We start from the raw sequence: 25,809 nt of genomic DNA, 5'->3' as shown, positions 1-25,809 counted from the left end.
GGGCCGGGCAACGGAATATCGCTGTGGAAAGCTGACGGGTATGCCGGAGACCACCCTCACCCGTGCCCGGGTCGCCGCGATGGTCGACCACACCCTGCTCAAGCCCGAGGCGTCGGGGGCCGACGTGCGCGCGCTCGTCGACGAGGCCCGCGAGCTCGGCGTCTGGTCGGTGTGCGTGTCGCCGTCGATGCTGCCGCTGCGGGCGGACGGACTCGTCGTCGCCACCGTGGCGGGCTTCCCGTCGGGCAAGCACCATTCGCTGATCAAGGGCGCCGAGGCCCGGCTCGCCGTGGATCAGGGCGCCGCCGAGATCGACATGGTGATCGACATCGGAGCGGCCGTCGCCGGGGACTTCAACGCCGTGCTCGCCGACATCCTCACCGTCCGGGAGGCGATCGGGTTCGAGCCCGTGCTCAAGGTGATCATCGAGTCGGCGGCGCTGTCGGACGAGGCGATCGTCGAGGCGTGCCGGTCCGCCGAGCGGGCCGGCGCGAACTTCGTCAAGACGTCCACCGGGTTCCATCCCGCCGGGGGTGCGTCGGTGCACGCGGTGCGGCTGATGGCCGAGACGGTGGGCGGCCGGCTCGGCGTCAAGGCCAGCGGCGGCATCCGCACGGCCGAGGCGGCGCTGGCCATGATCGAGGCCGGCGCCACCCGGCTCGGCCTGTCCGGCACCCGCGCGGTGCTCGACGACCTGCCGGAGTGAGCACCGGGCCGCGGCCTCAGCGAGTATCGGGCCGCGGCCTCAGCAGTCGAGCTGGTTCTGCGACTGCTGTCCGGCCGGGGCCTCCGGCATCGTGTAGGCGCCGCCCTCGAGCGTCACCGCGATACCGGAGTCGGTGACCGACACCGCCGTCGCCTGCATGTCCAGCGGGTACTGCTGCAGGCTCTCGGTGAGGATCTGGACGATGCCGTCGACCAGTGCCGTGGGCAACCCGATGCCGAACAGCGACGCGTCCACCGTCTCGACGGCGATCGCCCCGTTCCGGGCCTCCGGCCGCACGGTCAGCTCCACCAGGTCCGCGCCGCCCACGGTGAAGCGGAGGGTGCCGGCGTTCGCGTCCGGGGTGACGTCGGTGATCAGCGAGCCGAGCGGCAGGGTCTGCACCGTCGCGAGGATGCCCGACGACGGCCACACCACGTCGGCGCTCGAGCTGCCGATGGTCCCGGCCCCGGCGGCGCTCTCCCGCAGATCCACGTCGCGGACCACGGCGTGCACCTGCATCTCCTGGGCGGGGCCGAACGCCGTGTCGTCGCTGTCGAGCGTGACGGACGAGACCTGCTTGTCCACGAGCGAGAGCAGCACCGGCTTCCACCCGAGATCCACGTCGACGTTCGTGCCGAGTTCGCTCTCGAACGACTGCGCGAGGCAGTTGGTGGCACGGTTGCGGACGTACACCTCGGCGCCGACGAGCACCGCGACCAGCGCGACGGCGAGGGCGATGCCGATGGCGGCGAAGGGGATGCGCTTCCGGTTCGTCATGGTTCGGGATTGTTCCGAAGAACTCTGAGGAAGGTCTGTGAAGATGCGGTCCCACTACCAGAAAGTGTGAGGTGGGACACAGTTGTTCGGGTACTGTGGCGGCATGACGGGCTGGACGGAACCTGAACACGACGCCTCCGGCCGGGTGGATCCGGACGAGGCCCTGCGACATACCGCGCTCGCGCAGGCGGGCTTCTTCACCGCGCGCCAGGCCATTGCCCACGGCATCGCCACGATCGACTTCGTCGGCCGGATCGCGGCCGGGCACTGGGTCCGGATCGAATCGGACCTGTTCCGGCTCGGCGACAGCCCGCACACGAAGTTCGACGAGTTCGCGCAGTGGTGCGCCTGGTACGAGGGCGCGGCGGTGGTCTCGCACCAGAGCGCCGCCGACCTGCACGGCATGGGGCACCTGCAACCCCGCTTCCTGCACCTGTCGACGGCCGACCAGAGAACCGTGCCGAGCAACCGGCTCGCCCTGCACCACCGGCAGCTGCGCGCACAGGACTGCGAGCAGGTCGGGTGCTTCCGCATCACCACCCCCGCGCGGACCGCCGTCGACCTCGCCGCGGGTGGGGTCTCCCAGGAGGTCCTCGACGAACTCGTCGGCGACGCCATCGCCATCGGGCGGGTGACCTCGGCGCAGCTGCACGCCGCGGTCGCCGATCAGCCCGCGGCCGTCGCGGACCGCATCGAGCTGGCACTGCTCGCGGCCGGCTGAGCCTGCGTCGGGGCGACGAAGTCCCACGGCACGGTCAGCACGCAGTCCCGCAGCCGCCGGCGTTGCGATGCCGCCGGCACGCCCTGGGCGCGCAACAGGTCCAGCGTCGCGCGCCAGCGCACGCGCGGTCCGAACGCCGCGTGCGGTGCCGCCGACGCCCAGGCCCGATCCGCCGCCTGCAGCAGCTCGTGGATCCGTTCCCCCGGCACGTTGCGGTGGATCAGCGCCTTCGGCAGACGCTCGGCCAGGTCCGACGGGGTGTCCGAGTGGAACGGGCTCCACGCCAGCGTGAGCGTGCGCGGGCCGTGCTCGTCGAGCAGCACCCACGCGCACCGCCGGCCCAGTTCGTCGCACGTGCCGTCGAGCAGCAACCCGCCGGGCGCGAGCCCGGACCGCAGCCGATCCCACGCCGGCGCCACCGCCTCCTCCGGGTACTGGCGCAGCACGTTGAACGCGCGGATCAGCACCGGCCGGAGCCCGGCCAGCTCGAAGCCCCCGCGGGCGAACTCCACGCCGTCCCGCCCCGGCACCACCCGGTCGGGATCGATCTCGAGACCCACCACCCGCAGGCGGCGATGCACCGTGCGCAGCCGCGCGGCCAGCTCGAGGGTGGTCACCGGCATCGCGCCGTAGCCGAGGTCGACGACGAGCGCGTCGTCCCGGGAGTGCAGGACGCGGGCGACGTCGGGGTGGTGCATCAGCCAGCGGTCGCTGCGGCGCAGGCGGTTGATGCCCGTGGTGCCGCGGGTGACGACACCTTCCGGGCGCGGGGCGCGCACAGGGGACTACCCGAACCGGCGCGCGAGCCAGCCGGCGGTGATCTCCGCCTCGGTGCGGAACAGGTCGACGAGGTTGACGAGCATGAGCTGCTCGAGCTTGCCGCCGATGAACGGCAGGAAGACCTTGGCCTCCGAGGTGGTGCGCAGGGTGCTGCCGCCGCCCGAGGCGAACAGTTCCATCGTGCCGGTGAGGCTGCCGGGACCTGCGGGGACCGAGGCCTGGTAGCTGCCGGTGATGGTGTCGCCGAAGGGGGTGTACGTCTCCTTACGGGTGATGACCATGTCCTTCTTCATCACCGTCTGGGCGATCTCGGGCAGTTCCGTGCGCGGCAGGACGTGGTGCAGTACCAGGTCGATGCCGTCGTCCGACACCTCGAACTCCGCGAGGTGGTTCTCGGAGTACTTGCGCATCTCGACGATGCGCGCCTCCCAGTGCGCGCGGTCCGAGAGCGCCTCGTACACCTGCTCCGGGCTGTACGGATAGCGGGCGGAGTAGTCGATTCGCCGGGCCATGACATGCGAGGTTACCGGTTCGTTACCGAACGACGGAAATCGTCACCGTCCCGCAACGGCCTCGTCAGTGCGGCTCGGACAGCCACTTCGCGGTGAAGGTGCGCTCCACGTCGAACAGTTCGACGATCTGCTCGACGATGATGCCCTCGATCTTGCCGCCGAGGAACGGGATCCGCACCTCGGCCTCGCCGTCGATCTCGACGATGGTGCCCGCGCCGTCCGGCGCCATCGTGGAGGTGCCGTCCACCTTTCCCGGCAGCCCGTCCACGTGCGCGGAGAAGCGGCCCGTCGCGCGGTCCCCGGTCACCGGTTGCCACGACTCGTGCCGATGGATGACCAGGTCGCCGGGATGGAAGTTGGTGACGAAGCTCGGCAGGTGCTCGGCCGGGATGGACTGGGTCATGTGCAGGTCGATCGTCCCGTCACCGGTGCGCACGTCCTCGAGCGTCGCGCCCGGCCCGCCGATCTCCGCCAGGCGGCTCCGCCAGTAGTTCTCGTCGACGAGCGCCGCGTGCACCGTGGCGACGGGGAACGCGTAGTGCGAGTAATGGTCGATGCGGCTGCCCATGGTCGGCACGCTACCGTTTGCGGGTGTCTGATCCGCGTATTGGGGCCCAACTCGTCGAGGCGGGCGCCGCCGTGTCCGAGGACGTGCCGCTGTCGACGCTGACCACGCTGCGGCTCGGCGGTCCGGCCCGGCTGCTCGCCGAGTGCACCACCACCGACACCCTCGTCGAGGTCGTCCGCCTGCTCGACGCGGCACGCGTCCCCACCCTCGTCCTGGCCGGCGGCTCCAACCTGGTGATCGGCGACGCCGGGTTCGACGGTGTGGTCGTGCGCATCGCGACCACCGGGATCGAGCCGGGGGAGGACACCGTGCGCGCCGAGGCCGGCGCCGGGTGGGACGACGTCGTCGCCCTGACCGTGAAGGCGGGCCTCGGCGGGCTCGAATGCCTGTCCGGCATCCCCGGCTCCACGGGTGCGACCCCGGTACAGAACGTCGGCGCCTACGGCGTCGAGGTCGGGTCGATTCTGAGGGCCGTGCGGCTGCTCGACCGCACCAGCGGCGACGTCCGGTGGATCGGCCCCGAGGACCTCGGGCTCGGGTACCGCACCAGTGTCCTCAAGCACTCCGACGACGCCCTGGTCCTCGAGGTCGACCTGGCCGTGCGGCCGGACGGGGCCAGCGCCCCCATCGGCTACCGGGAGCTGGCGTCGGCCCTGCACGCCGAGGAGGGCGAGCGACGCCCGGCCGCGGAGGTCCGCGAGCAGGTGCTCGCCCTGCGCCGGGGCAAGGGCATGGTGCTCGACCCGGACGACCCCGACACCTGGAGCGCCGGATCGTTCTTCACCAATCCCGTGCTCGCCGACGACGAGCTGCCCCGCGTGCTCGCGGCCGTCGAGGAACGCGTCGGGCCCGACGTGCGGATCCCGCGGTTCCCCGCCGGTGGCGGCACCAAGCTCTCCGCGGGATGGCTGATCGAGCGGGCCGGGTTCGGCAAGGGCTTCCCCGGCCCCGGCGCGCCGGTGCGGCTGTCCACCAAGCACACCCTCGCGCTCACCAACCGCGGCACCGCGACCACCGCCGATCTGGTGGCCCTCGCGCGGGAGGTGCGCGACGGCGTGCAGGACGCGTTCGGTGTGCGGCTCGAGCCGGAGCCGGTCACCGTGGGTTGCTTCATCTGAGAGCCGGTCTGCCGGACCTGCCGCCGCGCTGCGACGCGACCGCGCGGCGGGCGTACCCTCGTCGGAGTGCTCCACCTGGGTGAACGAAGTCGTCGGTTGTTGTGGTTCGGGCTGCTCGCACTCGTCGCGGTGCTCGCGGCGTGCTCGTCGGGCCCCGGCGGGAGTGCGGTTCCCACCGGCACCGCGCCCGTCGTGTCGATCGTCACCGACCCCGCCGACGGCGCCACCGACGTGAACCCCACCACCCCGATCCGCGTCTCGGTCACCGACGGCGAGCTCACCGACGTCGCCCTCACGAACGTCGGAACGAGCACCGTCGTGCGTGGCGCCCTCGCCGCCGACCGCCGCAGCTACACCGTCGCCGAACCGCTCGGCTACGGCGCGACCTACCGCTGGTCCGGCACGGCCGTCGGCTCCGACGGCGCGGCCGTGGCCGTCGAGGGCAGCTTCGACACCGTCGACCCCGACCGGGTCGTCTCCGCGAACCTGAACATCGCCGACGCGCAGCCGGTCGGGATCGCCGCCCCGATCATCGTCCAGTTCGACGGCCCGATCACCGACAAGGCCGCCGTCGAGGAGGCCATGGTGGTCGGCACCGACCCGCCGACCGTCGGCAGCTGGGCGTGGCTGCCCGACGACAACGGCGGTGCCCGCGCGCACTGGCGCCCGCAGCAGTACTGGACGCCGGGCACGGCGGTGCACCTCGACGCGCGGCTCTACGGCCTCGACTACGGCGACGGCGCCTACGGGGCGGAGGACCTCACCCTCGACTTCACCGTCGGCCGGAGCCAGGTCGTCGTGGCCGACGCCACGTCGCACCGCATGCAGGTGGTGCGTGACGGGGTGACGATCATGGACATCCCGGTGAGCTACGGGCAGGGCAACGAAGCCCGCAACGTCACCCGCAGCGGCGTCCACGTGGTCACCGAGAAGCACGAGGACTTCCTGATGTCCAACCCGCCGTACTACGAGAACGTGCGGGAACGCTGGGCGGTGCGGATCTCCAACAACGGCGAGTTCATCCACGCCAACCCCGCGACCCTCGGCCAGCAGGGGGCGACCAACGTCACCAACGGCTGCATCAACCTCTCGCTCGGGGACGCCCAGGAGTACTTCGCGACGGCGATGTACGGCGACCCGGTCGAGGTGTCCGGAACGTCGATCGAGCTGTCCGCCGCGGACGGCGACCTGTACGACTGGGCGATCGACTGGCCCACCTGGCAGTCGATGTCCGCGCTGTAGGCAAGGCGCACTACCAGCGGTTGCGCACCTTCTCGGCGAATCCGAGAAGCTCGCGCACCTCGAGCCGGGCACCGTCGTCGAGCGTGACGTGGCCGGTGAACCGGCCGAAGACCTGATGCTGCGTCGAGCGCAGGACGAGGGCGTTCACGTCGGCGGCGCGGTCGAGGATCGGCTCGAACCCCATCTCGAACCGGCCGTCGTTGCTCGAGAACCGCCACGGCGCGCCGTCGTAGGTGCCGTGAGGCAGATGGAACCGCACCCGTTCCAGCTTGTGCGCCATGCCGTCGAGCAGGAGCATGTTCTCGCTTCCGGCGGCGGTGTCGCCGAAGCCGTGGCCGACGGTGAACCCGAAGGGACGCCCCTCGTGCCGTCCCGATGCGGACGCCCAGAACCAGGTGTTGTCGTAGGTCCACACGCCCCGGCCCCAGTCGAACACCCCGAACGCGGAGGCGGGGTCGAAGGTGTGCTCGCGGCCGCCGACCGTGATGGTGCCGGCGGCGGTGAGGCCGGGGATCTTCTGGTTGTAGTAGAACGCCCGCTCGTCGCCGGGGAACGGGATCGCGACGACCATCCGCTCGGCACCGGGCGGGGTGAGCACCACCTCGCCCGACAGGCCCCGCCCGCCCGCGAATCCGGGATGCCGGACGATCAGCCGCCGGGCGCCGCGCTCGTGCCGGAACTCGAGGCGCATTCCACGCCGGTCGACCACCACATCGCCCGCGTCCGCGGAGGCGGGCAACCGCAACCGTCCGAGCGGAAACGGGATCATCGCGTTCTCGGTGGTGTCCGCACGGCCGGCCAGGTCGAGCCAGCTCACGCCGAGCAGGCCCATGTAGCCGTTGTCGGCGACGGTCAGCGCGAGACCGAACGGGCCGTCGTCGCCGTCGGCGAGCACGCAGTAGTAGTCCCACTCCTTGATCCGCCACCGCGGTGCCGCGACCCGGGACCGGTCGTAGGCCCGGACCTCGGTGCCGGCCCAGCCGGCCTCGGCGAGACGGCCCCGCACGTCGAGCAACGGCCCCGGGGAGAGGCGGCGTTGCCCGGCGTCCCTCTCGATGCCCACCGGTTCCTACTCGGCGGTGCGGTGGAAGCGCATGGGGCCGGCCTGGTCGCGCGGCTGCACGATGATCTGGTCCAGGTTCACGTGCGGCGGGCGCGACGCGACGAAACCGACGATCTCCGCGATGTCCTCGGCCACCAGCGGTGTGATGCCCTCGTACACCTTGGCGGCGCGCTCGGCGTCCCCCTCGAACCGCACGAGGGAGAACTCGGTCTCCACCGCACCCGGCGCGATCTCGGTCAGGCGCACCGGCTTGCCGAGCAGCTCACCGCGCAGCGTGCGGTGCAGCACCGCCTGGGCATGCTTGGCGGAGGTGTAGCCCGCGCCGTTGTCGTAGGCATGGAACGCCGCCACCGACGTGATCGTGACGATCAGGCCGTCGCCGGAGTCGACGAGCTTCGGCAGCAGGGCCTTCGTCATCCGCAGGGTGCCGAGGACGTTGGTCTCCCACATCCAGCGCCAGTCGTCGAGGTCCGCCTCGGCGACCGGGGCCATGCCCTTGGCGCCGCCCGCGTTGTTGACCAGCACGTCCACCCGGGGGAGCACCGTCGTGAAGGCGGTCACCGAGTCCTCGTCCGTGACGTCCAGCTCGAGGGCCGTGCCCCCGATCTCGTCCGCGAGCTTCTCGATCCGGTCGACGCGGCGAGCGCCGACGACGACGTGGAAGCCCTGGGCTGCGAGGGTTCGGGCGGTGGCCTCGCCGATGCCGGAGGAGGCACCGGTGACGACGGCCACGCGGGAATCGGGAGAAATCGTCATGCAGGCGATCCTAGGGTGCCCCGGATACGGTCGCGCGGGGGTCCGCGCGACCGCGGCGCCCGTCACGACGCGAGCGGGCGGGGCACCTCGACGACCGAGTAGGCGCTCGCGTCGCCGGCGACGGACCGGCTCGCCTCGCCGTGCACGCTCACCGGGACGTCCCCGGCGAGGGTGATGCGATTCAGGCGACGGTGCAGGCCGTCGTAGTCGGCGACGGCGTAGTGCTGGGTGGCGCGGTTGTCCCACACCGCCACGTCCCCGGCGGCCCAGTTCCAGCGGGTGGTGTACTCCAGCCGGGTCTGGTGGTCCTGCAGCAGCCGGAACAGCGCCTGCGACTGCCGGCCGCTCAGCCCGACGAAGCCCTTGACGAAGTGGCCGAGCAGCAGCGACCGCTCCCCGGTCTCGGGGTGCACGCGCACCACCGGGTGCTCGGTCTCGAAGTACTCGGACCGGAACTCGGCGCGGTACTCGGCGACCCGCTCGTCGGCGCCGTCGCGGAGCTGCTCCGCGCTCTCGGCGGCGTAGTCGTACAGGTTGGTGTGGGTGGCCCACAGGTTCTCCGCCAGGGTCTTCAGCGGGGCGGGCAGGCCCTCGTAGGCCGCCACCCCGGAAGCCCACGTGGTCGAACCGCCGTAGGCGGGCAGTTCCACCGCGCGCAGGATCGACGCCTTCGGGATGCGGTCGACGAACGAGACGTCGGTGTGCCAGCTGTTCGCCTTGCCGTAGTCGGAGTCGATCGGCAGCACGTGCGCCCCGCGCGAGGTGACCGTCGGGTGCGCGGTGGTCGGCGTGCCGAGCAACTCGGCGAACGCGTACTGCGACGCGTCGTCGAGGTGGTGCTGTTCCCGGAAGAAGATCACCTTGTGCTCGGCCAGGGCGCGCCGGATCGCTTCGACGGTGGCCTCGTCGAGATCGCCGCCGAGCCGCACGCCGTCGACGCGGGCCCCGATGTGCCCGCCCAGACGGACCACGGACACGTCGCGAGCGGAGGCGGTGCGGGTATCGAAATCCACGGACATGGAGGACCTTTCGTAGATCGAACGTTGGTGCCGTCGACCTCATCACCGGCGGCGGGCCGGCGTAAGGGTTTCCGTCACCGTGATCGGGACCGTTGCCGCCGCGTCGCCGTGCGGATCGGACGCCGTGCGGATTGGACACAGTGGCGCGCGGCGGCTAGGTTGCGGATATGCCAGCTCGCCGTCTCCGTGCTCCGCGGGTCACCTACGTGACCGCCGCGCTGGGCTCGCGGCTGCCGCTGGCGCGCGAACTGTGTTGTCGCTGACACCGCCCTTCGCGCCCCGCTTCGTTTTCCCCGGCCGTCGGCCGGTGGGTCTCTGCCTCACGATCGAGCGGATCGGCGCCTCCCTGCCACGCCCCGGGTCTGCGGACCCGATCTCGAGGAAGAGCCGCAGTGACTGCAGTAGCTACGTCAAATGTCCTGTCCACCAATGTTATTCGCCCGACCTTCGGATCGGGCGTCCGTTCCCGTAGTGCCACCGCCCGGGTGCGATCGACGACGCGCGTGCAGATCGTGCCGCCCGAGCTGAAGGTCGCCGACGGCACCGCCGCCGCGGTGTTCCGGGTCGCCGCGGCGCGCGGGCCGATCTGCCGCGACCAGGCGGCGACGGCGACGGGCGCGAGCATCGCCACCGTGAACCGGCAGGTCTCGGCGCTGCTCGCCGCGGGCCTGCTCCGGGAGCGGCCGGATCTGACCGCGTCCGGTGCCGTGGGCCGGCCCCGGGTGCCGTTCGAGACCGACCACGAGCGCTACCTGACCGTCGGCATCCACATCGGTGCGGCCGTCACCGGCATCGTCGCGAGCGACCTGCGCGGGCGTGTGATCGGCGCGGTGGAGATCCCCACTCCGCGCGGCGGCCAGGAGGCGGCGCTCGGGGCGATCACCAGCAGCGCCAGGGCCTTCGCGTCGCGCTGGCACCGGCGCACGCCGCTGTGGGCGGGCGTCGCGCTCGGCGGCCGCGTCGATTCGGTCACCGGAACCGTGGACCACCCGCGGCTCGGCTGGGAGGATGCGCCCGTCGGGGCCATGGTGAGCCGGGGCCTGGGCCTGCCGGTTTCCGTCGCCGCGCACGTCGAGGCGATGGCCGCCTCCGAGTTGCTGCTCACCCCCGACCGCGACACCGCCGATGTCGAGGGCGCCACCCTGTACTTCTACGCTCGCGAAACCGTCGGTATCGCAATCGCATTCGACGGCCGGGTGCACACACCGCGCGGCGGCCCGGGCTCGGTGTCGCACCTGCCCACCGGATCGTCCGTGCCGTGCGCCTGCGGTGCCCGCGGATGCCTCGAGGCCACCGTCGCCGACCGTGCGGTGCTGACCCGGGCGCGGGCCGCCGGCCTGCTCGACGCGGGCGCCACGTCCGTCTCCGCGTTGTACGCGCTGGCCCGCAACGGTTCTCACGAGGCCCACGAGATCCTCGTGGAGCGGGCACAGGTGCTGGGGCGGTCCGTCGCGATGCTCCGGGACCTGTTCAACCCGGACCGGGTGATCCTCGGCGGCCAGGCGTTCACCGCGTACCCGGAGGCCGCACCGCACGTCGCGCGCGCGCTCGCGTCGCCGTCGGGCGCCGACGTCCGGGTCACCGGATTCGGCGACCGAGTGCAGGCGCACGCCGCGAGCGTGGTGTCCTTGAGTTCGCTGTACTCCGATCCGCTGGGCGCGATGCGCCGGGCGCTGGTCTGATACGCGCACGGAATGGCTATCCGCGCAGACGATTCGATTTCACGCGCGGACGACCGGGAGGCGCGCGGATGCGGGGCCGCCGGTCAGCCGCCGTGCAGTGGCGGGCCGTCCGTCGCGTCCGCCGGCGCACCCCGCCGGTCCAGTTCGGCCCGCGCGCGGGCCAGACCGCCGTGCTCGAGCGCCGCGAGGGGCGACTCGTCCGCCCAGACCAGCGTGCCGCGGTCGCGGACGGTCACGCTCAGCGAGCCCGCGAGGTGCTCGAGGGCGCCGGGCACGTTGCGGCGCTCGAGGGGCAGCGGAACCGGCAGGACGTGCGCGGCGCTCAGCGGGGCGGTCGCCTCGATCTCGACGGTCCACCGCGGCCCGCGCCCGAACAGCGACCACCGCTCGTCGGCGACGTGGGCCCGCACCGGGGAGACCACGGGGTTGCCCAGCCGGATCACGGGTCCGTCCGGCAGGGCGACCACCACCGCCGTCACCTCGGTCCGCAGCGGTCCGGCGTGGACCTGCCCACCGGCGAAGGCGACGCACGCGGCGGAGTCGGTGAAGCCGTGCGCCTGGCCCCACCACCACGACTCCGGGAATCCGCCTCGGCCCCAGTTCTTCTCCGCGTACACCTGGGCGCCGTCCAGGTTCCACGTCTCGCCCCCGAGCACGGCCTCGCCCTCGGCTCGCCCGTCGAGCAGCCACGGGTGCCAGTACTGGTTGAGCGCGGGGACCGCGTGGAAGACGCTGGATCCGCCGAACCGGCGGCGGGGCCACGGCCGGGGCGCCGTCACCCGCACATCGAGGCGTGCGTCGTCGCCGAGGTCCACGCGCAGCCGGTCGGGCTCCCCGCGGAACGCCGTGCCCGCCGACGCGCCGAGCCGCCGCGGGTCGGCGAACCCCTCCGGATGCGCCGTCGTACGCAGGAATCCGCCCGGGTGCGCCGCCACGCCGAGGGTCGCCCACGACCCGTCGGCGGCCCGGTTGACGCCGCACAGCGCGATCACCACCCGTCCGGTCCCGGGCTGGGTGAACCGCCAGAAGTACCCCTCCATCGCGACGTCGTGCGCCGCCAGCGGATCACCGAAGGGCAGGTCGGCGCCGGTGGCGCGGTAGCTCGAGCACAGCGACACGACGCTCAGATCCCGGCCCGGGCCGCGGCCGCGATGTCGTCGAGGTCCTGGTGCAGCGCCTTACGCGTCGCCCGCAGGGCCAGGGGAGCGACGAGCGCCGTCAGCGCCCGCCGGATCCGTCCCGGACGGCCGGCGTCGGCCGAGAACCGCACGGTCAGCGTCGTGCCGGCCTGCTCGGGGGCCACGTCGAACTCGGTGCGGTAGCGCACACCGCCGGATTCGGCCTCGACGGCCGTGTGCCGCCCCGGCTCCACGGCCGTCACGGTCATCTCCTCGGTCGCGGCCCTGCCGAACATCGTGCGGGTCTCGCGCCAGCGGGTGCCGACCTCGTAGCCGACGCCCGCGAGCCGTTCGACACCCTGCACCCCGCTCAGGATCTGCGGGGCCGAGTCGACGGAGGTCAGCACCCGCCACACCCGGTCGGGTGGTGCGTCGACGAAACGGCTCAGCTCGACGTGGTGGCCCATTCGCGCTCCTCTTCGGTCGGGTCGATCACAGGGGCAGGGCGTTCTCCTGCAGCGTCGGCTCCGCGCCGCGCCGGCGGAACCATTCGAGGCCGAAGGCGCTCGCGAGCTGTTCCGGCGTCATCGCCAGCATCGGCCCGAAGTCACCGACCTGCGAGGCGTGCGCGAGCATCGCCGCCCGTTTCGCGGGGATCGTCGCGGACACGTCGATCGTGGTGGTGATCTCGGCCTCCGGCAGGCCGAACGTGTCCAGGTCCGGGGGCGACGCGTCCGGGCTCACGTCCGGGTTGGCGGCGAGCAGGCGACGGATGTGGTCCCGGTTCATCGCCGCCTCGTACACCGACGGGTGCGCGGTCAGCTCCTGGGCCCGGGCGCCGACGCGGTGCACCTGCACGTGGTCGGGGTGCCCGTATCCGCCGTTGGGGTCGTAGATGGTGACGACGTCGGCGCTCTCCTCCGCGAGCACGGCCGCGAGCCGGGCCGCGGCCGAGTCCACGTCGACGTTGCAGAACGCGGCCGGGTCCGCGTTCTGCGGCGCCCCGGCCATGCCCGAATCGGCGTAGCCCAGCGGCACCAGGCGGGCGACTCCCAGCGTCTCCGCCGACGCCTCGAGCTCGGCGCGGCGACGCTGCACCAGGGACTCGCCGGGACCGAGCAGCCCGTCGGGGACCTCGCCCGCGGCGCCGTCCGTCGCCACGACCAGCACCACCCGATGCCCCGCGTCCGCGGCGAGGCGCATCACCCCGCCGGTGGTGAACACCTCGTCGTCGGGATGGGCATGGAAACACACCAGCACGCTCACGTACTGCATGCTGGCACGAATGCGCTCCTACCGTGCACTGTTCACCGCGCCGGGCGCCGCCGCCTTCTGCCTGGCGGGGTTCGTCGCGCGGTTGCCGATCGCGATGGTCGGCATCGGCATCGTGACGATGTTCTCGCAGTTGCGGGGTGATTACGGCCTCGGTGGCGCCCTGGCCGCGGTGTTCGCGCTGTCGTACGCGGCGCTCACCCCGCTGGTCTCGCGGGCCGCGGACCGGCACGGGCAGTCCCGGGTCCTGCCGGTCGCCGCGGCGATCAGCGCGGCCGCGACCACCGCGATGCTGGCGGGGGTGCGGTGGGAGGCGCCCGAGGCGCTGCTGTTCGCGTGCGCGGTCCCGGCGGGACTGATGCCCACGATCGGCGCCATGGTCCGCGCCCGGTGGACCGAGCTGCTCCGCGGCACCGACGGGTTGCGTACCGCGTTCGCGCTCGAGGCGGTGATCGACGAGCTGTGCTTCATCGTCGGGCCGGTGCTGTCGGTGGGGCTGAGCGTCGCCGCGTTCCCGGAGGCGGGCGCGTTGCTCGGGGCGGTGCTGCTGGTGATCGGCACCGTCGCGCTCGCCGCCCAGCGCGGCACCGAACCCCCGGCACGCCCGGTCGTCGCGGGGGCACCCGGCGCGAGCGTGCTGCGGATCCCGGTGCTCGTCGTGCTGGTGGTGGCGATGACGGCGATGGGCACGATCTTCGGCGTCGTCGACGTGGTCGGGGTCGCCTTCACCGCCGAGCGGGGCGCGCCCGGCGCCGCGACCGTGGTGCTGGCGATGTTCGCGACCGGGTCCGCGCTCGGCGGCCTCGTCTTCGGGGCGGTGCGGCTGCGGGCGCCGCTGACGCGGCAGCTGCTCGGCGCGACGGCGGCCGTCGCGGTCCTGCTGTGGCCGCTGCTGCTCGCCGACACGGTGCCGGCCCTCGCGGTGCTCTACCTGTCGGCCGGGGTGGCCGTCGCCCCCACCATGATCGTCGCGACCTCCCTGACCGAGCGGATCGTGCCGCCGGGCCGGCTCACCGAGGGCATCACCTGGACGGTCACGGGACTCGGGGTCGGTGTCGCGGTCGGCTCCGCCGTCGTCGGTCAGGTCATCGACCGGTCCGGGCCGAGCGCGGGCATCGGGGTCGCGGTGGTGGCCGCGCTCGTCGGATGCGCGTGCGCGGTGGGAGTGGCCCGGCTCGCCCGGCTAGGGTGACCCGCATGACAATCCGCGAGGTCGAGAGCTCCGACGGCACCCCCATCGTCTACCGCGTCACCGGCGATCCCGCCCACCGCCCGCTGGTCCTGCTGCACGGCTGGGCCCAGTCGTCGCGGTGCTGGGGCGAGGCCGTGCTCGACGAGCTGGCCCGCACCCACCGGGTGATCGCCGTCGACCTGCGCGGACACGGGTACTCCGGGGCCCCGGAGACCGGATACGACGAGTCGAAGCTGTGGGCCGCGGACGTGCGGGCCGTGCTCGACGCCGAAGGCGCCCACGGGGCGGTGCTGCTCGGCTGGTCCTACGGCGGCCTGGTGATCTGCGACTACCTCGCGACCCACGGCACCGACCGCGTCGCCGGGATCGTGCTGGTCGGCGCGATCACCAGCATCGGCCGGGGCGAGAAGGGCGGCAAGGTCGGGGCGGCCATGCGCGCGGCCGTCCCCGACGCGATGTCCGAGGACGCGGCGACGGCGATCCGCGCCCTGGGCGCCTTCGGCACGGCCCTCACCGGGCCCGGGGAGGGCAAGGGCGTCGCGGCACAGGCGCTGTTCGGCACCAGCCTGTGCACCCCGCCCCGCGTGCGGGCGGCGATGTTCGCGCGGACGGTGCGCAACGACGAGCTGCTGCGGGGCCTCGACACGCCCGTGCTCGTCCTGCACGGCACGGCCGACTCGGTCGTCGACGTCTCGGCCGCCGAGCACGCGGCGTCGCTGCTGCCGAACGCGACGACCTCGTTCTGGGAGGGCACCGACCACGGCCCGTTCGTCGAGGACCCGCAGCGGTTCGCCGCGGAGGTCACGCGCTTCGCGGGATCGCTGTAGCCGCTGCCGACCCGAGCGCCTGCGCCCCGGCGAGCAGCAGTGTCTCCTCCGGCGTGAGCGGGTGGAACTTGACCCCGCGCACGTCGCGGTAGCACTGCTCGAGCGGGCTCGACCGGTAGAAGCCGCGGCCCCCGGCGACGTCGAGGGCCAGGTCGCACACCTCGATCGCGGTCCGCGCGATCTCGGCCTTGGCGGTCATCACCGCGGCGACCGTGGTCATCGACGGCACCGGGTCGTCGCCGACGACGTCGAGGGCACCGTCGAGGGCCCACGACGCGACCTGCAGGCGGGTGGCCGCGACGCCGAGCTGGCGTCGCACGCTCGGGTCGCCGGCCCGCGGCGTCCCGGCGACGAGCGCGGTCGCGTGCGCGTGCGCGGCCTCCGCAACCCCGAGGTACACGGCCGCGACGACGGGCATGGCGACGCTGAGCACCAGCTGGAACGGCGGGTCGATCACCCCGTACGGGCGGCGGGCGACCACGGCCGCGTCCGGGACGAACACGTCGGTCAGCTCGACGTCGTGGCTGCCGGTCCCGCGCATGCCGAGCGAGTCCCAGTTGTCGAGGACCCGCACCCCGTCGGCCTTCATCGGGACCATCATGTTGAGCACGATGCGGCCCTCGTCGGGGTCGTCGTACGGGAACATGGTGGCGAGCACGTCGCCGACCGGGGCCTGGCTGCAGAACACCTTGCGGCCGTCGACGCGGTAGCCACCGGGCACCTTCCGGGCGGTCCCGCGCGGCCGGGTCTGGTCGGCGCCGCCGGTGGAGACGAGCACGAGTCCCTCCCCGGCGACGCGGCGCAGCATCCGGTCCGCGCCGGGCGCGCCGTGCCGGTACCGCCACGCGGCGGCGAGCACGACGTGGTGGTGCATGGACGAGGCGAGGGCGGTGGCCGCGCAGTGGTGCGCCAGGGTGCGTTGCACGGTGGCGACGTCGCGCACGGTCGCGCCGTCGCCGCCGAGCTCGCGCGGGACGGCGAGCGCGAGGCGGCCCTCGGAGCGCAGGATCTCGTAGGCCTCGGCGACGAACGTGCCGTCGCGGTCGTGGGCGCGGGCGTACGGGGCGATCCGCCGGCCCAGTTCGTCGGCGCGGGCGGCGAGTTCCTCGCGGGGGCGGGAGCGGGGGGACTGGGTGATGTCTACGGTGGTCATGTCTCGACGGTAGGGGCGCAGATCGATGCCGCCCAGTGCACGTTCTGGACCTACTCTGGAGATGTGCGCGAGTACGGGCAGTACTGTCCGGTCTCGATCGGCAGCGAAGTGCTCGCCGACCGGTGGACCCCGCTGATCCTGCGCGAAATGGTCTACGGCAGTACCCGTTTCAACGAGATCGAGCGCGGCCTCCCCGGCATCTCCCGCACCCTGCTGGCCACCCGGCTGCGGCACCTCGAACGCAAGGGCGTGCTGGAGCGGGTCCCGCAGGCCCGCGGCTGCGAGTACCGACTGACCCCGGCCGGCCGCGAACTCGCCCCGATCCTCGTCGCGATCGGGGAGTGGGCGGTGAAGTGGTTGTTCGCCGAACCGGTGCCCGCCGAGGTCGACCCGGTGACGCTGACGTGGTGGATGCACCGCCGGGTGGACCGCGACCGGGTGCCGCAGCGGCGGGTGGTGATCGAGTTCGACTACACCGGTCCCGCCCCGATTCGCCTGTGGATCGTCCTGGACCGGGGCGAGCCGTCGGTGTGCCGCAAGCCGCCGGGGTTCGACGTCGACCTGTACGTGACCGGGGAACCGGTGGCCCTGATGCGCGTCTTCGCCGGCACCCGGACCCTCGCCGAGGCGATCGACGACGGCAGCGTGCAGGTGCACGGGCCGTCCGCGCTGGTGCGCGAGTTCGGGACCTGGTTCCTGTGGAGCCCCTTCCACGCGGCGGTGCGCCGCGCTGTCGCGGGTTTCGAGGCCGGCGAGCATTCCTGAACGGCCGGGGTGCCGCGTCGAGCAGCCGCAGCGCGCCGGAGCGCAGGGGAGGGCGGAGCCGGGCGGGGATGTGCGGCAGGGCAGTATGGAGAAGTGACGTCGAAGTCGAACAGCCGTCCCCGCCGCGTGGCCGTCCTGTCGGTCCACACCTCGCCGCTCGCGCAGCCCGGCACCGGGGACGCCGGCGGGATGAACGTCTACGTTCTGCAGACCGCCGTGCAGCTCGCGCGCCGCGGGGTCGAGGTGGAGATCTTCACCCGGGCGACGTCGTCGGCCGACCCCGTGGTGCAGGAGGCGGCACCCGGCGTGCTCGTGCGCAACGTCGCGGCCGGTCCGTACGAGGGGCTCGACAAGCACGACCTGCCCACGCAGCTGTGCGCGTTCGCGGCCGGGGTGCTGCGGGAGGAGGCCCGTCACCCGCAGGGCTACTACGACCTCGTGCACTCGCACTACTGGCTGTCCGGCCAGGTGGGCTGGCTCGCCCGGGACCGGTGGGGAGTCCCGCTGGTGCACACCGCGCACACGCTCGCCGCCGTGAAGAACGCCTCGCTCGCCGACGGTGACGTGCCCGAGCCGGCGGCCCGGCAGATCGGCGAGCAGCAGGTGGTCGCCGAGTCCGACCGGCTCGTCGCCAACACGGTCGACGAGGCGGCGCAGCTCGAACGCAGCTACGGCGCCGACCCGTCGCGGGTGGACGTGGTGGCGCCGGGTGCGGACCTGTCCCGTTACCGGCCGGGGGACCGGGCGGCCGCCCGGGCGGGCCTCGGCCTCGACCCCCGCGAGACGATCGTGACCTTCGTCGGGCGCATCCAGCCGCTCAAGGCACCGGACGTGCTGCTGCGGGCCGCTGCGGCGGCGATGTCCGCCGACCCGGAGGTACCCCTGCGCGTGCTGGTGGTCGGCGGGCCCTCCGGCACGGGACTCGAGCGGCCGCACTCGCTGATCGAACTGGCCGCCGAGCTCGGAATCGCCGCCCGGGTGACGTTCCTGCCCCCGCAGCCACCCGAGCGGCTGGTGCAGGTCTACCGTGCCTCGGACGTGGTGGCGGTGCCGAGCTACTCCGAGTCGTTCGGCCTGGTGGCGATCGAGGCGCAGGCGTGCGGGACCCCCGTGCTGGCCGCGAACGTCGGTGGCCTCGGCGTCGCGGTGCGCGACGGCGAGACCGGGCTGCTCGTCGACGGCCATCGCACCGACGACTGGGCCGCCGCGCTGCGCGCGCTGGTCACGGACCCGGGACGGCGGGCTGCGCTCGCGGCGGCCGCGCCCCTGCACGCGGAGAACTTCTCCTGGGAGCACACCGCGGAGGGTCTGCTCGCCAGTTACCGTAAGGCCGGTGCGCTGCGGAACCGTTCGCTCGGGACCGGCGAGTTCCCGCTGCGCCGGCAACGCGGAGTGTGGAAGATCCGGCGGACGACGGGGGTACGGGCGTGAGCGAGCGACTGAGCGAGACGATCGAGGCGACGCTGCGCGATCGCGGCCTCGAGTTCTCCCGCAAGGAGGGTGGGCACTTCGTCGTCGACCTGCCGGGGGAGAACAAGCTCAAGACGACGACGCTGCTCAGTCCCGGCAACCACGGCCTGCGCATCGAGGCGTTCGTGTGCCGCAAGCCCGACGAGAACTTCGAGGGCGTCTACCGGTACCTGCTCCGCCGCAATCGGCGGCTGTACGGGGTCGCGTACACCCTCGACAAGATCGGGGACATCTACCTCGTCGGCCGGATGTCGGAGGCCTCGGTCACTCCGGACGAACTGGACACGGTGCTCGGCCAGGTGCTCGAGGCCGCCGACCACGATTTCAACGTCATTCTCGGACTCGGATTCCTCACCTCCATCAAGCGGGAGTGGGAGTGGCGGGTCTCGCGGGGCGAGTCGCTCCGCAATCTCGAACCCTTCCGGCACCTGATCGAGGACGGCCGGCCCTTCGTGGTGGAGGACGCGCAGCCGTAACGCCGCGATATCGGTGACCCGAGCCACAATATTACTGTGAGCATGGTCACATAACGGCCGTGTAACTACACGGTTTCGAAACGGCGATTACTCGGACGTCACCTGGGAAAACGCTACCGCCCGATCTTGGAATGTGAGACGGGCGTGCCGGAAAACAGCGCGTGACCGATCCGTGATGAGTCTCTAGCGTCGTAATCAGCCCGATACCACCGGGCAAGCAACACCGGCCCGTCGCCGCTGACTCTGCCCCGCGGGACCGGAACTCGATACCTGATCGAGGGGCAGGGACGAGGCACAGCTCCGAATCCGGGCAGCGGGATCGACATCGTCGGCCGCCGCAGTGCCTCGCCAGCAGACGCGAGAGGAATTCAACCGCATCATGGCAAACTTCACCTTCAAGCGCGCCCTCGGCACCGTCGCCGCCACCGCGGCCCTGGCCGTCACCCCGTTCGCACTCGGCACCGGCACCGCCAACGCCGCCTCCGGCAACTGGGACGCCGTCGCGCAGTGCGAGAGCAGTGGGAACTGGGCCATCAACAACGGCAACGGCTACCACGGTGGCCTGCAGTTCTCGCCGAGCACCTGGAACGCCTACGGCGGCCAGCAGTACGCCCCCACCGCCGACCAGGCGACCCGGGAGCAGCAGATCGCCATCGCCGAGAACGTCCTCGCCGGCCAGGGCGTCGGTGCGTGGCCGGTGTGCGGTCAGTACCTCTGACCCCACCGCCCGGGCTCACGCCCGTAGCAGCCGAACGAACCCCGCGTGCACCGCACGCGGGGTTCGTCGGGTTCTCACCGGATCCGCGACGCGGCCGACCGGCGGTAGGCGGCGGCCTCGAAGTCGAGGTATCCCCCGAACGAGACGGCGTCGGCGAAGGGCAGGATCTGGGTGGCCCAGAAACCGGCGATGCCGTTCTGGCGGTCGATCCAGTAGTACAGGTTCGCCAGGCCGGCCCAGCCGAGCGCCCCGGCGGGCCGACCCGTCGGCGCCGGCTCCTCGTTGACCATGAACGTGTATGCCCAGTTCTTGGGTAGCCCGGGGAAGAACTCCGCATCGTTCGACAGCGCGGGGATCACGCCCGGCAGGGCGGTGATCTGCTGCCCGTCCAAACCGCCGCGCACCGCGTCGGCGACCGTTCCGGCCGCCAGCACCCGGCCGCCGGGCGCGTCCCCGTCGCGCAGCCACATCCGGAGGAACCTCAGGTAGTCCGGGACGGTCGTGTACAGACCGTGGCCCCCCATGTGGACCTCCGGATCCTGGGGGAGCACCATCTCGGGCATCGGTACGACGGTCCCGTCCTCGCCGCGCTGGTGGACGACGGCGAGCCGGTCGCGCATGTCGGCGGTGAGGGTGAACGCCGTGTCCGCCATCCCGAGGGGCTCGAAGATCCGTTCGCGCATCACCTCCCCGAGGCGCCGGCCCCGCACGGCCTCGACCACCAGCCCGCACCAGTCGATGTTCGAGCCGTACATCCACCGCTCGCCCGGATCGAACAGCAGCGGGGTCCGCAGCGCGGCCTTCGACGCCGTGATGACGCTGGGCTGACCGTGCTCCTCGGCGAGACGCCGGTAGTTCTCGTCGAAGAAGTCGTACCCGAGGCCGGCCGTGTGGAGCAGCAGCATGCGGGTGGTGATGTCCCGTTTCGGCGCGCGCAGCAGGGGCTCGCCGTCCGTTCCGAAGCCCTCGAGAACCTGGAGTTCGCCGATCTCCGGCACATACCGGGCGGCGGGGGCGTCGAGGTCGAGCAGGCCCTCCTCGACGCACTGGAGTGCCGCGGTGCCGGTGATCGCCTTCGTCGTGGAGAAGGCGGCGAACACGGTATCGGCGGTCATGGCCGTGCCGGACCCGGCAGCCCGTTCCCCGGCCACCCCCGAATACACCACGTCGTCCCGGTCGGTGAGCATGGCCACCACGCCCGGCAGGCCCCCCGGGCTGTGGGTGAGTTCCCGTAGGGCTGCATCCATGGTGCTCGCGAAGTCGTCTGTCACGGTTCCTCCTGTGCGCGGGTCCGCCGCCGGTGGGCTCACCGGCGTCGGATGCGGACGCTACGGACAGGGGTGTGACGTGGGCCACCTCCGATCGGCACGCGCTGTCGGATTTCGGCACTCACCGTCCGCGGGCCCGGGCGAGGGTCCGCGACGGGTTCTCGCCGAATCGGCGACGGTAGGCGGCGGCGAAGACGCCCATGTTGACGTAGCCCCATCGGGCCGCCACCGCGGAGACGGTGCACTCGGCCGACGCCGCGGCGAGTTCGTCGCGGATGTGCTGCAATCGCACGTCGCTCAGGTACCGGTTCGGCGTCGTGTCCAGGTGGCGGCGGAACCCGCCCGACAGTGCGCGCACGCTGACGCCCACGGCGGCGGCGATCTCGGAGACCGTGGGCAGATCCGCGGCGTGCTCGCGGATGTACTGTTCCGCGCGGCGTACGTCCGCTGCGGCGGCCCATTCGGTGACGAGGTGACCGAGGAGCAGCTCCTGCAGGTGAGCGCCCGGCGGGCCCTGCGCGATGCGCACCGGATCGGCGCGGATCGCGCGGACCGCATACGCGAGCAGCGCGTTCCAGCCCGACGATCCGGCCCCGACGACGCACTTGTGCTGCCACAGACGGTCGTCGGGAACGACGCCGAACCAGCGGTCGGCGAGGTCGGCGACGAGCCGGTGCGGCACCGTCAGGTTGAGCTGGAGATGCTCGTCGTCGAAGTCGACGCGGTGCTCGATCCGGCTGCAGTCGGCCACGAAGGTGGCGCCGGAGTCGATCTCCACCTCGCCCGCTGCGACCCGGTGCCGGGCGTGACCGCGGATCGTCGTCAGCACCAGGATGTTGCCGGCCTCGGCCGAGAGCTGGTCGACGGTCACCGGGATCCCGTACCGGAACCGGGTGAGCACGATGTCGCCGATCGCGGCGGAGAACATGCTCGATCGCGGGCGCAGCAGGCGCCCGCTCGGCCGCACGCGATAGGGCATGTACACCTGGTCCGACCACGCCCGGATCTCGTCCCAGTCCGTCGAGACCGTCGCCGGCGAGGGGGCGCAGCCGGAGAACGGGTCCAGTGAATGCACGACGTCCGTCATCCGGCCGAGCCTAGAGCGCCGGGGCGGGCGCCGACACTGCCCGATCGGCTGGGTCCGGGCGCGCGCGACCGGGCACGCGACGGCCCCCGACGCGGTAATGTCCGGCGTGCGTGTGACTGCCTTCACAGCGGTCAGGTACCGTACTCCCGGCACGTCTGGCACGGCGTGCCACAGAGTCCTGCTCCCGAGGAGAACCCATGAGCTTTCGCAGCCCGTTTCCCGACGTCGAAATCCCGGCACTGAGTGTCTACGACTTCCTGTTCGGTTCGATCGCGGAGGCGGACCTCGGTCGCCCGGCGCTGATCGAGGGCGCGTCGGGGGCCGTCACCGACTACCGCGCCCTGATCGGGCAGATCGACGCGATCGCCGGGGCCCTCGCGGCGCGCGGCGTGGGGGTCGGCGACGTCGTCGGCCTGCTCTCGCCGAACGTGCCCGCCTTCGCGTCCGTCTTCCACGGCATCCTGCGGGCGGGCGCGACCGCCACCACGATCAATGCCCTCTACACCGCCGAGGACATCGCCAAGCAGCTCGAGGATTCCAAGGCGACGTTCCTGTTCACCGTCTCCCCGCTGCTGCCGCACGCGAAGGAGGCCGCGGCCAAGGTGGGCATCGCCGACGACCGCCTCGTCGTGCTCGACGGCGCCGAGGGGCACCCGACCCTGCGCGACCTGCTCGCCGAGAACGCGCCCGCCCCCGAGGTGTCGTTCGATCCGGCCACCCATCTGGCGGTGCTGCCGTACTCGTCGGGCACCACGGGCCGCCCGAAGGGTGTGATGCTCACGCACACCAACCTGGTCGCCAACGTGTGCCAGATCAACCCGCGCATGGGCATCGGCGCCGCCGACAAGGTCCTCGCCGTGCTGCCGTTCTTCCACATCTACGGCATGACCGTGCTGCTCAACGCGGCCCTGTACAACCGGGCGTCGCTGGTGACGATGCCGAAGTTCGACCTGCCGGAGTTCCTGCGGATCGTCGCCGAGCAGAAGTGCACGTACGTGTTCATCGCGCCGCCCGTCGCGGTGGCCCTCGCCAAGCACCCCCTCGTCGACCAGTTCGACCTGTCCAGCGTGCACACCGTGTTCTCGGGTGCCGCGCCCCTGGACAAGGAACTCGGCGGTGCGGTGTCCGCGCGGCTCGGCTGCAAGATCCGCCAGGGCTACGGCATGTCGGAGATGAGCCCGGTCAGCCACGCCATCCCGTTCGACGGCGACGACGTGCCGCTCGACTCGGTCGGCCCGACGATCGCCAACATGGAGTGCAAGCTGGTCGACCCGGGCACGCTCGAGGAGGTCGCGTACCCGACCGGCGAGGGTGTCTCCGAGCCGGGTGAGCTGTGGTGCAAGGGCCCGAACGTGATGGTCGGCTACCTCGGCAACCCGCAGGCCACCGCGGAGACCCTCGACGCCGACGGGTTCCTGCACACCGGCGACATCGCCACGGTGGACGCGGCCGGCAACGTCACGATCGTCGACCGGCTCAAGGAACTGATCAAGTACAAGGGCTACCAGGTGCCGCCGGCCGAGCTCGAGGCGCTGCTGCTGACCCACCCGCAGATCGCCGACGCCGCGGTCGTGGGCGTGCTCGACGACGAGGGCGAGGAGGTGCCGAAGGCGTTCGTCGTGCGCCAGCCGAACGCGGAGCTGACCGAGGACGAGGTCATCGAGTTCGTCGCCGAGCGCGTCTCGCCGCACAAGAAGGTGCGCCGGGTGCAGTTCATCGACATCGTTCCGAAGTCCGCCGCGGGCAAGATCCTGCGCAAGGATCTGCGCACGCCGACGGCGTAGCCGGTTACCGTCCGGGCCGCAGGATCCGGCCGAGATGCGCCGCGAGCGCCTCGATCGTCGGATCCTGCGCCCGGAACCCGACGTAGCCGTCCGGCCGCACCACCACGGCCGCGGCGGCACCGCCGAACCCGTACGCCTGCGCGGCGCGGCCCGCGTCGTCACGCAGCACCCTGCCGTCGGCCGGCGTCCCGGCGGGTCCCGCCACGAGCACGTACGCCCGCAGCGCGTCGCCGAAACGGTCCGCCGCCCGCTCGGCCAGCTCCCGCTGGGACGCCAGCGCCTGCACCGTCGGCGCCCACAGCAGCACCGTGTGACCGGGGTGGCGCAGCAGCTCGTGCAGCCGGAGCGGCGACGCGACGGCGTCCTGTCGCAGTCCCGTCGCGTCCGGGGCGCGATCACCCGGGGCCGGACCGCCGCCGTCCGGCACGTCGCCGCCCACGAGCGGGCTGCCGGGGTAGCCGAGCAGCAACTGGGCCTCGCGCGCGATCGCGGTCGCCGCGTCCGTCTCGCCGGCCCCGATGCCCTGCCGGGCGTGCCGCACGGTGCGGCCCACCACCTCCTCCCCGATGGGCCGGCGCTCGGCGTCGTAGCTGTCGAGCAGGCCGTCGGCGGCGCGGCCCTGCACCGCCAGCGCGAGCTTCCAGCCGAGGTTGTAGGCGTCCTGGATGCCGGTGTTCATGCCCTGCGCCCCGGTGGGCGGATGGATGTGCGCGGCGTCCCCGGCCAGGAACACCCGGTTCCCACCGTAGTTCCCGGCGAGGCGGTGGCTGATCCGGAACACCGACGACCAGCGCAGGGCACTCGCCCGCGTCGGTTCCGGCGCCAGCCGGTCGAGCACCGCCTGGATGTGACCGAGGGTGGGCCGGCGCCCGCCCTCGAGTCCGTGCGCGACGGTTCCGACGCCGGGCGCGGACGTCGCCAGGTCCGGCGCGACGAACGTCGACAGGCGGTAGCGGCCGTCGCCGGGCAGCGGGATGCACACCATCATGTCCGTCGTCGTGCCGTCGGTCCGCGTCGACGCGCGGATGCCGTAACCGGCCGGCATCGACCAGTCCAGTTCGACGTCGGCGAGCATGTACTCCTCGGGGAACGCGTCGCCGTCGAAGGACACCCCGAGGCCCTTGCGCACGGCGCTGTGCGCGCCGTCGCAGCCGACCAGATAGCGGGCGGCCAGCCGCGTCGTGTCCTCGCCGTCGCGCAGGGCGGCGACCACGCCGTCCGCGGTCCGGTCGAAGCCGGTCAGTTCGACGCCGCGGCGCACGACGGTGCCGTGCTCGGCCAGGGCCTGCGTCAGCACCCGTTCGGTGGCGTACTGGGGCATGCAGACGAATCGGTACGGCACGTCCTCGGGCAGTGCGAGTTCGAGGCGCATCACCTCCTGCCCGTCGACGTACACGAGCTGCCCGTGCATCGGCGCGGACACGTCGAGCGACGGCCGGAGCACGCCCATCGCGTCCCACACCTCGAGCGTGCGCGGCTGGATACCGACCGCCTTGGCGTACTGCGGCGGCTCCGGGAGCCGATCGACGATCACGACGTCGACGCCGCGCCGGCGCAGTTCCAGCGCGGCGGTCAGTCCGACCGGGCCGGCGCCGACCACCAGGACCGAGGTCTCGCCCATCGGGCATACCCTTTCGTCGCGTTCGAGGGAAGTATGTCCGAATCCGCCTCCGGCGCGTGCCCGTTCGCCGCATCCTGCTTCCGTGCCGACGGGACCACGCTCCGGACCCTCTCG

26 protein-coding genes are annotated in these 25,809 nt (G+C 72.6%); 12 read left to right on the top strand and 14 right to left on the bottom strand.

What is annotated here, in order from left to right:
• Window positions 1-40: 40 nt before the first annotated feature.
• Complete coding sequence (gene deoC, locus KZJ41_RS20730; RefSeq protein WP_006946525.1) at window positions 41-706, top strand: deoxyribose-phosphate aldolase; 666 nt, start codon at window positions 41-43, stop codon at window positions 704-706.
• Window positions 707-745: 39 nt separating this feature from the next.
• On the opposite strand, the gene KZJ41_RS20725 is transcribed toward deoC, so the two are convergent.
• Window positions 746-1,483, bottom strand: a complete 738-nt coding sequence (locus KZJ41_RS20725; RefSeq protein WP_006946526.1) for a DUF2993 domain-containing protein — start codon at window positions 1,481-1,483, stop codon at window positions 746-748.
• Between the two features lie 103 nt (window positions 1,484-1,586).
• Between KZJ41_RS20725 and KZJ41_RS20720 the strand changes: the two genes are divergently transcribed.
• The gene (locus KZJ41_RS20720; protein ID WP_029545192.1) at window positions 1,587-2,204 is read left to right on the top strand and encodes a type IV toxin-antitoxin system AbiEi family antitoxin; all 618 of its coding nucleotides are present in this window, start codon (window positions 1,587-1,589) and stop codon (window positions 2,202-2,204) included.
• Here KZJ41_RS20720 and KZJ41_RS20715 read toward each other — a convergent pair.
• The 3 genes from KZJ41_RS20715 to KZJ41_RS20705 all read right to left on the bottom strand — a co-directional run bounded on the left by KZJ41_RS20715 (window position 2,150) and on the right by KZJ41_RS20705 (window position 4,064).
• A complete protein-coding gene (locus tag KZJ41_RS20715; protein WP_006946527.1) occupies window positions 2,150-2,983 on the bottom strand; it encodes a hypothetical protein in 834 nt (277 codons plus the stop codon). The genes KZJ41_RS20720 and KZJ41_RS20715 overlap by 55 nt on opposite strands.
• Window positions 2,984-2,989: 6 nt before the next feature.
• Window positions 2,990-3,496, bottom strand: a complete 507-nt coding sequence (locus KZJ41_RS20710; protein WP_251549502.1) for a DUF2505 domain-containing protein — start codon at window positions 3,494-3,496, stop codon at window positions 2,990-2,992.
• A gap of 64 nt (window positions 3,497-3,560) precedes the next feature.
• Window positions 3,561-4,064 carry a DUF2505 domain-containing protein gene (locus KZJ41_RS20705; protein ID WP_006946535.1) on the bottom strand — a complete coding sequence of 168 codons (504 nt, stop codon included), beginning with the start codon at window positions 4,062-4,064 and terminating at the stop codon, window positions 3,561-3,563.
• Window positions 4,065-4,135: 71 nt separating this feature from the next.
• Here KZJ41_RS20705 and KZJ41_RS20700 point away from each other — a divergent pair, with 71 nt between their 5' ends.
• Both KZJ41_RS20700 and KZJ41_RS20695 read left to right on the top strand, forming a co-directional pair.
• Window positions 4,136-5,182: a UDP-N-acetylmuramate dehydrogenase gene (locus tag KZJ41_RS20700; RefSeq protein ID WP_072635775.1), complete on the top strand. Its 1,047-nt coding sequence runs from the start codon at window positions 4,136-4,138 to the stop codon at window positions 5,180-5,182.
• Between the two features lie 66 nt (window positions 5,183-5,248).
• Entirely contained in the window at window positions 5,249-6,424 is a 1,176-nt protein-coding gene (locus KZJ41_RS20695) for an Ig-like domain-containing protein (RefSeq protein ID WP_373566443.1), read from the top strand.
• Between the two features lie 10 nt (window positions 6,425-6,434).
• Here the strand turns inward: KZJ41_RS20695 and KZJ41_RS20690 are convergent, their stop codons facing one another.
• The 3 genes from KZJ41_RS20690 to KZJ41_RS20680 all read right to left on the bottom strand — a co-directional run bounded on the left by KZJ41_RS20690 (window position 6,435) and on the right by KZJ41_RS20680 (window position 9,262).
• A complete protein-coding gene (locus KZJ41_RS20690; RefSeq protein ID WP_185712917.1) occupies window positions 6,435-7,487 on the bottom strand; it encodes a DUF2804 domain-containing protein in 1,053 nt (350 codons plus the stop codon).
• 6 nt (window positions 7,488-7,493) lie between these two features.
• The gene (locus KZJ41_RS20685) at window positions 7,494-8,243 is read right to left on the bottom strand and encodes an SDR family NAD(P)-dependent oxidoreductase (RefSeq protein WP_006946542.1); all 750 of its coding nucleotides are present in this window, start codon (window positions 8,241-8,243) and stop codon (window positions 7,494-7,496) included.
• 62 nt (window positions 8,244-8,305) lie between these two features.
• On the bottom strand, window positions 8,306-9,262 hold the full coding sequence (locus KZJ41_RS20680; protein WP_043803264.1) for a TauD/TfdA family dioxygenase: 957 nt from the start codon (window positions 9,260-9,262) through the stop codon (window positions 8,306-8,308).
• 419 nt (window positions 9,263-9,681) lie between these two features.
• On the opposite strand from KZJ41_RS20680, the gene KZJ41_RS20675 reads away from it, so the two are divergent.
• On the top strand, window positions 9,682-10,944 hold the full coding sequence (locus KZJ41_RS20675) for an ROK family protein (protein WP_251550991.1): 1,263 nt from the start codon (window positions 9,682-9,684) through the stop codon (window positions 10,942-10,944).
• An 83-nt stretch (window positions 10,945-11,027) separates the two neighbouring features.
• Here the strand turns inward: KZJ41_RS20675 and KZJ41_RS20670 are convergent, their stop codons facing one another.
• The 3 genes from KZJ41_RS20670 to KZJ41_RS20660 are packed head-to-tail and all read right to left on the bottom strand — an operon-like array spanning window position 11,028 to window position 13,337.
• Window positions 11,028-12,062: a tocopherol cyclase family protein gene (locus tag KZJ41_RS20670; RefSeq protein ID WP_251549499.1), complete on the bottom strand. Its 1,035-nt coding sequence runs from the start codon at window positions 12,060-12,062 to the stop codon at window positions 11,028-11,030.
• A gap of 5 nt (window positions 12,063-12,067) precedes the next feature.
• Window positions 12,068-12,529, bottom strand: coding sequence for an SRPBCC family protein (locus KZJ41_RS20665; protein WP_102800053.1), 462 nt, complete (start codon window positions 12,527-12,529; stop codon window positions 12,068-12,070).
• 25 nt (window positions 12,530-12,554) lie between these two features.
• On the bottom strand, window positions 12,555-13,337 hold the full coding sequence (locus KZJ41_RS20660; RefSeq protein ID WP_006942308.1) for a PIG-L family deacetylase: 783 nt from the start codon (window positions 13,335-13,337) through the stop codon (window positions 12,555-12,557).
• On the opposite strand from KZJ41_RS20660, the gene KZJ41_RS20655 reads away from it, so the two are divergent.
• Window positions 13,336-14,526, top strand: a complete 1,191-nt coding sequence (locus KZJ41_RS20655) for an MFS transporter (RefSeq protein ID WP_251549497.1) — start codon at window positions 13,336-13,338, stop codon at window positions 14,524-14,526. The genes KZJ41_RS20660 and KZJ41_RS20655 overlap by 2 nt on opposite strands.
• Window positions 14,527-14,531: 5 nt before the next feature.
• On the top strand, window positions 14,532-15,353 hold the full coding sequence (locus KZJ41_RS20650; protein WP_251549495.1) for an alpha/beta fold hydrolase: 822 nt from the start codon (window positions 14,532-14,534) through the stop codon (window positions 15,351-15,353).
• Here the strand turns inward: KZJ41_RS20650 and KZJ41_RS20645 are convergent.
• Window positions 15,328-16,506 (bottom strand): acyl-CoA dehydrogenase family protein, encoded by a 1,179-nt coding sequence (locus KZJ41_RS20645; RefSeq protein WP_050035625.1) that lies wholly within the window; start codon window positions 16,504-16,506, stop codon window positions 15,328-15,330. The genes KZJ41_RS20650 and KZJ41_RS20645 overlap by 26 nt on opposite strands.
• Window positions 16,507-16,569: 63 nt before the next feature.
• Between KZJ41_RS20645 and KZJ41_RS20640 the strand changes: the two genes are divergently transcribed.
• The 4 genes from KZJ41_RS20640 to KZJ41_RS20625 all read left to right on the top strand — a co-directional run bounded on the left by KZJ41_RS20640 (window position 16,570) and on the right by KZJ41_RS20625 (window position 19,935).
• Window positions 16,570-17,271, top strand: coding sequence for a helix-turn-helix domain-containing protein (locus KZJ41_RS20640; RefSeq protein ID WP_029545165.1), 702 nt, complete (start codon window positions 16,570-16,572; stop codon window positions 17,269-17,271).
• A 93-nt stretch (window positions 17,272-17,364) separates the two neighbouring features.
• Window positions 17,365-18,702, top strand: coding sequence for a D-inositol-3-phosphate glycosyltransferase (gene mshA, locus KZJ41_RS20635; protein ID WP_006936015.1), 1,338 nt, complete (start codon window positions 17,365-17,367; stop codon window positions 18,700-18,702).
• Window positions 18,699-19,217, top strand: coding sequence for a YbjN domain-containing protein (locus KZJ41_RS20630; protein ID WP_006936013.1), 519 nt, complete (start codon window positions 18,699-18,701; stop codon window positions 19,215-19,217). The genes mshA and KZJ41_RS20630 overlap by 4 nt, the downstream gene beginning before the upstream one ends.
• 379 nt (window positions 19,218-19,596) lie before the next feature.
• On the top strand, window positions 19,597-19,935 hold the full coding sequence (locus KZJ41_RS20625; protein ID WP_006936011.1) for a transglycosylase family protein: 339 nt from the start codon (window positions 19,597-19,599) through the stop codon (window positions 19,933-19,935).
• 74 nt (window positions 19,936-20,009) lie between these two features.
• On the opposite strand, the gene KZJ41_RS20620 is transcribed toward KZJ41_RS20625, so the two are convergent.
• On the bottom strand, window positions 20,010-21,206 hold the full coding sequence (locus KZJ41_RS20620; RefSeq protein ID WP_161995272.1) for a serine hydrolase: 1,197 nt from the start codon (window positions 21,204-21,206) through the stop codon (window positions 20,010-20,012).
• Window positions 21,207-21,324: 118 nt separating this feature from the next.
• Entirely contained in the window at window positions 21,325-22,290 is a 966-nt protein-coding gene (locus KZJ41_RS20615; RefSeq protein ID WP_251549493.1) for an AraC family transcriptional regulator, read from the bottom strand.
• A 197-nt stretch (window positions 22,291-22,487) separates the two neighbouring features.
• Between KZJ41_RS20615 and KZJ41_RS20610 the strand changes: the two genes are divergently transcribed.
• Window positions 22,488-24,074 carry an AMP-binding protein gene (locus tag KZJ41_RS20610; protein WP_251549491.1) on the top strand — a complete coding sequence of 529 codons (1,587 nt, stop codon included), beginning with the start codon at window positions 22,488-22,490 and terminating at the stop codon, window positions 24,072-24,074.
• Window positions 24,075-24,078: 4 nt separating this feature from the next.
• On the opposite strand, the gene KZJ41_RS20605 is transcribed toward KZJ41_RS20610, so the two are convergent.
• Complete coding sequence (locus KZJ41_RS20605; RefSeq protein ID WP_251549488.1) at window positions 24,079-25,695, bottom strand: FAD-dependent oxidoreductase; 1,617 nt, start codon at window positions 25,693-25,695, stop codon at window positions 24,079-24,081.
• Window positions 25,696-25,809: the final 114 nt, after the last annotated feature.

The sequence above is a fragment of the Rhodococcus sp. 11-3 genome, from assembly GCF_023704055.1.
In the GTDB taxonomy this organism is placed as follows: Bacteria; Actinomycetota; Actinomycetes; order Mycobacteriales; family Mycobacteriaceae; genus Rhodococcus; species Rhodococcus aetherivorans.
The sequence above is the reverse complement of the archived record's forward strand: the minus strand, read 5'-3'. Positions and strand labels throughout refer to the sequence as shown.